Source organism: Chryseobacterium sp. 2VB (genome assembly GCF_005503635.1).
Lineage (GTDB): Bacteria > Bacteroidota > Bacteroidia > Flavobacteriales > Weeksellaceae > Chryseobacterium > Chryseobacterium cupriresistens.
Genome location: NZ_SCNC01000048.1, coordinates 1 through 8067 on the forward strand (window position 1 = coordinate 1; position 8067 = coordinate 8067).

5 protein-coding genes and 1 pseudogene are annotated in these 8067 nt (G+C 34.7%); 2 read left to right on the forward strand and 4 right to left on the reverse strand.

Annotated elements, in window-relative coordinates; translation table 11 throughout:
• Positions 1-152, reverse strand: a pseudogene (locus tag FFS26_RS22220) (IS3 family transposase); the annotation flags it as partial.
• 134 nt (positions 153-286) lie between these two features.
• Here FFS26_RS22220 and uvrC point away from each other — a divergent pair.
• Positions 287-2080 (forward strand): excinuclease ABC subunit UvrC, encoded by a 1794-nt coding sequence (gene uvrC / locus FFS26_RS22225; protein ID WP_137906179.1) that lies wholly within the window; start codon positions 287-289, stop codon positions 2078-2080.
• A 408-nt stretch (positions 2081-2488) separates the two neighbouring features.
• Here the strand turns inward: uvrC and FFS26_RS22230 are convergent, their stop codons facing one another.
• From FFS26_RS22230 to FFS26_RS22240, 3 genes are read right to left on the reverse strand one after another with little or no spacing between them, the layout of a single operon-like run.
• Positions 2489-3238: a hypothetical protein gene (locus tag FFS26_RS22230; protein WP_110011809.1), complete on the reverse strand. Its 750-nt coding sequence runs from the start codon at positions 3236-3238 to the stop codon at positions 2489-2491.
• Positions 3239-3248: 10 nt separating this feature from the next.
• Positions 3249-4331: a PorV/PorQ family protein gene (locus FFS26_RS22235; protein ID WP_110011810.1), complete on the reverse strand. Its 1083-nt coding sequence runs from the start codon at positions 4329-4331 to the stop codon at positions 3249-3251.
• Positions 4332-4344: 13 nt separating this feature from the next.
• Positions 4345-5223: a DMT family transporter gene (locus FFS26_RS22240; RefSeq protein ID WP_110011811.1), complete on the reverse strand. Its 879-nt coding sequence runs from the start codon at positions 5221-5223 to the stop codon at positions 4345-4347.
• A 529-nt stretch (positions 5224-5752) separates the two neighbouring features.
• Between FFS26_RS22240 and FFS26_RS22245 the strand changes: the two genes are divergently transcribed.
• Positions 5753-7381, forward strand: coding sequence for an acyl-CoA carboxylase subunit beta (locus FFS26_RS22245; protein ID WP_110011812.1), 1629 nt, complete (start codon positions 5753-5755; stop codon positions 7379-7381).
• The last annotated feature ends 686 nt before the right edge of the window (positions 7382-8067 follow it).

Genomic DNA, 8067 nt, shown 5'->3' on the forward strand with positions numbered 1-8067 from the left:
AACCAACTAGAAATGCATGAATTACCCCGAATATTGTATCGAGTTTGCAATTGGGATTTTGTATATAATCCCCGTTCATATTCAGAGACAACTTGTCGTTTGAATGCCTCACTATATTCTTGGACAGAGGACGATGTTTTTTTTAGATTCATAAGGATGACTAATTTTATGGTTTTTTAGTCAACCTTTTTCAGGACGAGACACACTATCAAAATACCGGAACCTGCAGAATTATCTGCAGGTTTTTTCTTTTTTTAAATAGGGAAAGTTTCCTTAATTTTGTTATATGAATCCTTCTTTAGAATTACAGCTCAAAACCTTACCATCCGAACCCGGCGTTTATCGTTATTATGATAAAAACGAACAGCTTTTGTATGTGGGAAAAGCTAAAAATCTGAAAAAGAGGGTACTCTCCTATTTCAATAAAAACCTTTCAGGATACAGGATCAAAATAATGGTCAGCAAAATCCAGCGATTGGAAACGACGATTGTAAACAGCGAGTATGATGCACTTTTATTGGAAAATAATCTGATTAAAGAGTACCAGCCGTTTTATAATGTTATGTTGAAGGATGACAAGACCTATCCATGGATCTGCATCAAAAATGAAGATTTTCCAAGAATTTTTCTGACCAGAAATATGATTAAAGACGGATCCGAATATTATGGTCCGTATGCCAAAGTGCGCCCTGCAAAGATATTGCTGGATACTATCAAACACATCTATAAACTTAGAACCTGTAATCTGAATCTTTCCCCATCCAAAATTGCGGAAGGCAAATATAAAGTCTGCCTGGAATACCATATCAAAAACTGTGAAGGGCCCTGTGAAGATCTTGAAAGCAAAGAAGATTATGATGAAAAAATAGATGCCATCCGCGGAATTATTAAAGGGGATTTCCGTAAGGCAAAGGATTATCTGGTGAATCAGATGATGAAGCTGGCGTCCAATCTTAAATTTGAAGAAGCTCAGATCATTAAGGAAAGACTGGATATTCTTGAGGATTATCAGGCTAAAAACACCGTTGTAAATCCGAATATTGATGATGTAGATGTTTTCGGAATGACCAGTGATGAGACCGCTGCTTATGTCAATTTCTTTAAAATCAGAAACGGAAATATCATCCAGAGTTTTACCACCGAGATTAAAAAGATTCTTGAGGAAACGGATGAAGATATTATGGAAGAAGCTTTGATTGAGATCCGTCAAAAGTTTTCCTCCGATTCTATAGAAGTTCTTCTACCGTTTCATCTTTCTGTAGAAATCCCAAATGTAAAGCTGATTGTTCCTAAAGTAGGAGACAAAAAAAGAATTGTAGAGCTTTCTGAAAAGAATGCTAAAGAATACCGTCTGGAAAAGCTGAAACAGGTTCAGATTGTAGATCCTGAAAGACATACCAACAGAATCATGGCAGAAATGCAGAAATTGTTGAGAATGCCTGTTGAACCAAGACATATTGAAGGTTTTGATAACTCAAATATTCAGGGAACCAATCCTGTGTCTGCATGTGTTGTTTTTAAAGATGGAAAACCGAGCAAAGCAGATTACAGAATTTTTCATCCTAAAACGGTAGAAGGACCTAACGATTTTGCCACGATGGAAGAAGTAATCTACCGCCGCTATAAAAGAATGCTTGATGAGGGAGAAAGTCTTCCCCAGCTGATTCTGATAGATGGAGGAAAAGGACAGCTTTCTTCTGCTGTAAAAAGTCTCAGGTTATTAGGACTTTATGGAAAAATTACCATTGTAGGAATCGCCAAGAGGCTGGAAGAAATATTCTTTCCGGAAGATCCTATTCCTTTATATCTGGACAAAAAATCTGAAACGTTGAAAATTCTTCAGCGTGTTCGTGATGAAGCTCACCGGTTTGGGGTAAAACATCACAGAACGAGAAGAAAAAACTCTACGATAAAATCTGAGCTTGAAGAAATTCCTGGAGTTGGAGAAAAAACAATCGAATTGCTTTTGTCTAAACTGAAGTCTGTAAAACGAATCAAAGAAGCCAATTTTGAAACTCTTGAAGAAATTCTGGGGAAAAGTAAAGCTAAAGTGATTTGGGAATTTTTTAATGCTAACTGATAAATTGATGCACTACGGCAGCTAATTTGTCACAAACAAAATGAAGTTTTAATGCAAAAACTCATATACTTTTTTCATTTACTCAATAAGAGACAAAAACTAACAATCCCCAGTACAAAAAGGAAATTTATCAATAAAAAACACAAACAAATAAATATTTTATTAAATATTAGTATTATTTATATTTTTTCCATAAATTAGTAATATCAACTAATGACAATAATGCTATGAAAATTCTTCTCTTTTTATAAATCTATTCACATTTCATTTGCTATTTGATTTGACACTCCAATTGCTTTCATATCTATAGGACTCTGTCTAAAATGCTAAAAGAATGAAAAACACATCAACATATATATTATAAAAGGCTCTTTTTAAGAGCCTTTTATGTATTTTGTTATGTATAATTTATTTTGCCACAAAAACTTCTTTGGAAAATTTGCCATCGGCCTGTGGAATATCGATCACAATATTTCCATTTTCAAAATATCCTATCGTAGTATTTCCATCAGCCATTTTTACAAGGAAAACAGCGCTCTTAGAAGTCGTTTTGAAAACAGCAAATGGTACGGAACTTCCGGATTTTGCCAAAATAAACTGATTAGAATCAATCTGTATTTTCTGAAGATTAAGTTTCCCGTTTGAATAATTATTTGCTTCCGGAGTTCCTGCAGATACAACGGTTTCAGAAACTGTATTCTGTACATTTTCAGCAGCATCTGATATTTTAGCAGGCTTCATTTCTACCGGGCTGGAAAGTGGAACATGTGTCAGAGCCTGCTTTAAAGCATCAGGAAACCCTTCTTCAAATTCCTTTATATCTGAGCGCCCTTTGGATTCTAAAATGACCTTTTTATTGCAGTCTTTGAACTGCAAAATCACTTTATTTGTAAATAAGCTCTTATCATTCAGCACTTCAGCATTAATTACATTACAGGAATTATTTCTAGCCTCAGATGGCCATTTGTCCATTGCCTCAGTTAAAATTTCATACTTCTTTCCCTGCAGCCCTTTAGCCAGATAAGCTTCCAATCCAAAACTGCTGTTTTTAAAGGTTTTAAATTTTTCAGGAATCACTACATATTTATAATCTGAAACTTTCTGCGTAAAAGCCATTGTTGAGCTTATTACCAACATCAGCATTAATAACTTTTTCATTTTTATAATTTTAATCGTTTCTAAATGCTCCCATATCCAGTTTTAAGGAGAAGAAATTGGAATAAAAATTAGATCCGCCAATCCCTGAATTTGTAATGGCATAATCCAGTGTAAGCCCTCTGTATCTTATTCCAAGACCTGCACTTGGCTGGAAAGAAACTTTTCTTTTAAGATCTTCTATATCTGTAATAGACTGGAATCTGTTGATCCCCAATCTCACAAAAATCATTTTCTGGTATCCCAGCTCAGCTCCTGCGTAAGGACTGATACTGGCAAAGTCTGTAGAAATTAAGGATGCTGTCTTCGCAAAATCCACATTTATACCTGCTTCCGGCAATACATATACGCTGCTGTTGATTTCAAATAATTTGCTGGCCCCTACATTCAGTTTAGGCATTGTAAGTTCCAGTTTATCTTTGGGAGCAGGGTTAAATTCTTCCCCATTTACAACAGTAGAAAGTTCTTTCTGATTAACCGTCCAGAAGTTGACAGTAGTTGTAATATCTCTTACCATCCCCCCGAACTTCCATCCGTTATCTGCTTTATAAATCGCTCCAACATCGAATCCAAAACCATAACCATTAGCAAATTTACCCACATTTCTATATACAATCTTAGCATTGATCCCAACGTCTAATTTCGGATTTCCTCCTGGTCTGAATGCATAAGAAAGAATAGCAGCATAATCGGATTGAGAGAACTTTGTGATTTTATCATAATCAATATTCCCTTCAGAATCGATCATCTGGGTTGTATTTAAAATATTATCTACTCCCAGCCTTACTACGGAAACCCCAAAAACACCTTCCTCGAGTACTTTTGCATAAGCCAGATAGTCATATTTCGCAATAGATTCAAAGTATTCTGCGTGCATTGCTGCTCCCTGCCAGTCTCTTTCGATAGACATTAAACCTGCGGGATTCCACATAGGAGAATATACATCATCCTGGTTGGTAATTACCGCTCCTCCCATTGCAAGTCCTCTTGCTCCGGCTCCGATATTTAAAAATTCATTGGAATATTTTCTGATAATCTGAGATTGAGAAAGCCCAAACAACAGTGAAAATGCAAGTAAAAAATATTTTTTCATCATATAAATTTGATGCTTAGTTTAAGTTTTTAGTTTTTCTGGCTTTTATTAATCCGTTTGCAATGATTGCCAGTATCATAACACCTGAAGCGACATAAAATATAGGGCTCATATGTTCTGATTCTCCAAAGATAAAAAAAGCTAGTATAATTCCGTAGACAGGTTCTAAATTAACTGTTAAAATTAAAGTAAAAGGTGATATATATTTCATTAAATTCACAGATTCCAGCATGGGAAAAGCAGTAAAAACACTGGCTAACAAGCATATTAACGCCAGATCCCTGTAGTTTATTTCATTCATCTGAAAAATTTGCCCCGAAAGCAGATAAAATATCATTAAAATGAACCAACCACAGAAGATTTCATAAAAAATAATGTTTCCCGAACTTGTTTTCCCAAACATTTTACCATTAAAAACTGAAAAAACAGTCCCGAATATAGCACACAAAATTCCATAAATAATACCTTCTTTAAAATGAAATTCTGTTTTAAAAATCAATAATATACAGGCCACAATAACAGTTCCCATTACTACTTCAGATATATCAATTTTCCTTTTGAAAATAATAGGTTCCAGAATCGAAGCAAAAAGTGTCGATAAGGAAAGGCAGCTTAAGGCAATTGAAACATTGGAAACTTTAATAGAATAAAAGAAACAATACCAGTGAAGTGCCATTGCAAAGCCTATAGCGGCCAGCTGAAAGAATATTTTCCTGGACACCTTAATGCTTTCCTTTTTAAAGAATCTGATAAATACATACAAAAAGATTGAGGCAAACAACATTCTGTAAAACACAAGAATCTGAGCATTGGCCTGAATCAGTTTTCCTAAAATTGCGGTGAATCCCCATAAAAAAACTATTAAATGTAACCTGAAAAGCGCCAATTTATGCATAACCTATCCCCTTTTGATTTTAACGTGCAAATTTACAAATACGCTTTTATAAATCTTACAAAAAAACATAAATTTATATTAATAAAAAGATGATAAATAAAGTTTTTAATAGTTTTTACTCTTAATTCAGGACGTTTTCTAATAATTTAGTAAAAATAAAAACCAATATGATATCAAGTCAGGATTGAAATCAAAACAACATCTGACGAAACGGTCTCTTAAATATCATATATAGTAGTATTACTGACAAACGTATATAGATAAAAAAAACCCTGAAAATTTGTTAAACTTTCAGGGCCTTCAAATAATAAACTATTAAAAAAATAAACTAGGAACTTAGAGTATTTTGCAGAGAATATCACCTCTGTTACTCTAGTGTAAAGTTAGAAAAAATATAAATTATTTAAAAATATTTTTTAGTTAAAAATTTCACAATTTACTAGAAACCAAACAATTAAACATCTGTTTTACTTCCAGTTTATATTCCTCATAAAAATAGTATCTTTAAGCGTAAAAAATTGAAAATTTTATGGACATCGAATTCAATAAACGAGAGGATCAGAACAGATTAAAATTATCTGAAATAAATCGCTTACTCACTGAGATTAAAAAAGGAGGTGGTGAGAAAAGGCTTCAAAAGCTTCGTGATGAAGGAAAAATGACAGCAAGAGAAAGAATAGATTATCTCCTCGATAAAGATTCAGATTCCATAGAAATTGGAGCATTTGCAGGATATGAAATGTATCAGGAGCATGGAGGATGCCCTAGCGGAGGTGTTGTAGTTGTTATTGGCTACGTTTCCGGAAGACAGTGTATCATTGTCGCTAATGATGCCTCTGTAAAAGCTGGTGCATGGTTTCCTATCACAGGAAAGAAAAATCTGAGAGCACAGGAAATTGCTATGGAAAACAAGCTTCCCATCATTTATTTAGTAGATTCTGCAGGTGTTTATCTTCCTATGCAGGATGAGATCTTCCCGGATAAGGAACATTTTGGACGAATTTTCAGAAATAATGCTAAAATGAGTTCTATGGGAATCATCCAGATCTCTGCCGTTATGGGAAGTTGTGTAGCTGGAGGAGCTTACTTACCCATCATGAGTGATGAAGCTATGATTGTGGATAAAACAGGCTCTATTTTCCTTGCAGGAAGTTATCTGGTAAAAGCAGCTATCGGAGAAAGTATTGATAATGAAACATTGGGTGGAGCAACCACTCACTGCTCTATTTCAGGAGTAACGGATTATAAAGCTAAAGATGATAAAGATGCTCTGAACAGAATCAAAAACATCATGAAATCTGTCGGAACTACTGAAAAAGCGGGCTTTGACAGAATAGAAAGTTTCCCACCAAAAGAAAATCCTGAGAATATTTTCGGAATTATGCCGGTCTCAAGAGCTGAGCAATACGATACCTACGAAATTATCAAATGTATTGTGGATAACTCAGAATACGAAGAATATAAACCAGACTATGGTAAAAGTATTATCTGTGCAACAGCAAGAGTTGACGGCTGGTCCGTAGGGATTGTAGCCAATCAGAGAAAGCTGGTTAAAAGCGGTAAAGGAGAAATGCAGTTCGGAGGAGTGATCTACTCTGATTCTGCAGATAAAGCAACCCGATTTATTGCCAATTGTAATCAGAGAAAAATACCATTAATTTTCTTACAGGATGTCACCGGATTCATGGTGGGTTCAAAATCAGAACATGGCGGTATTATTAAAGATGGTGCTAAAATGGTAAATGCGGTTTCTAATTCCGTAGTTCCTAAATTTACTATTATAACAGGAAATTCTTATGGAGCAGGAAATTATGCAATGTGTGGAAAAGCTTATGATCCCAGATTAATTGTTGCATGGCCTTGGGCAGATTTAGCGGTAATGGGTGGCGCACAGGCAGCAAAAGTACTGGCTCAGATTCAGGAATCTACTTTAAAGAAGCAAGGAAAAAATATCTCTGAAGAAGAGCATAACGAAATTCTGGATACCATCTCAAAGAAATATCAGAAACAAACTGAATCTACCTATGCAGCAGCAAGATTATGGACAGATGCCATCATCAATCCTGCCGATACCAGAAAATGGATTTCTATGGGGATTGAAGCTGCAAACCACTCTCCTATCACGGAGAAGTTCAATCTTGGAGTAATACAGGTCTGATATTATTGTTATACTTTTCAATAAATTAATCCCTTATCGCATTGATAAGGGATTTTTTATACCTGGATTAAAATAAAGCAGATTTCAGCCACTCAGACCTATTTATAATGATAAGCCCAGATTTTGTTTGCGATAAGCAATTTATGAGCTTAAAAAGAGGAGAATGATTTCTATTCTACAAATAGCAGACTAAACAGATAAAACTTTTCTTGTAAATAGCGTCTTTCTATTTCATTTGTGCTGCTTCTTTCCACTGTGTCATTTCGTAGGAATCCAGACTCTTTTTATAGAGTTTAAAGCTTAAAAAGTTAGAGAGTTCCAACGGCGTCCTTCTCTTTCATGTGTACCACTTCTTTCCACTATATCATTCCGCAGGAATCCATACTCTTTTTATAAAGTCTTTATGATTTCTTTAACTCAGACGGTTTGATACTGTAAAATTGTTTGATGATACTTTGTTGAGACTCCTACGGAGTGACAATTGGAGTGTATGCTGTCCAGCATAAGTAATAAATGATAAGTGATAGTTGATCAATCATAGTTGATTGATGTATCGTTTATCAATTATTACTTATTGCTTATAAGCTTAACTTGGGTATAAAACAAAAAAATCCTTTATCACAATGATAAAGGATTTTTTAAAAATAAAATAAAAACTGGCGGCGGCCTACTCTCCCGCGTTAGCA

Bases quoted from the DNA above. Each gene is read 5' to 3' on its own strand.
- FFS26_RS22245 (WP_110011812.1), top strand. From the start codon at position 5,753: ATGGACATCGAATTCAATAAACGAGAGGATCAGAACAGATTAAAATTA.
- FFS26_RS22230 (WP_110011809.1), bottom strand. From the start codon at position 3,238: ATGAAAAAGTTATTAATGCTGATGTTGGTAATAAGCTCAACAATGGCT.
- FFS26_RS22235 (WP_110011810.1), bottom strand. From the start codon at position 4,331: ATGATGAAAAAATATTTTTTACTTGCATTTTCACTGTTGTTTGGGCTT.
- FFS26_RS22240 (WP_110011811.1), bottom strand. From the start codon at position 5,223: ATGCATAAATTGGCGCTTTTCAGGTTACATTTAATAGTTTTTTTATGG.
- uvrC (WP_137906179.1), top strand. From the start codon at position 287: ATGAATCCTTCTTTAGAATTACAGCTCAAAACCTTACCATCCGAACCC.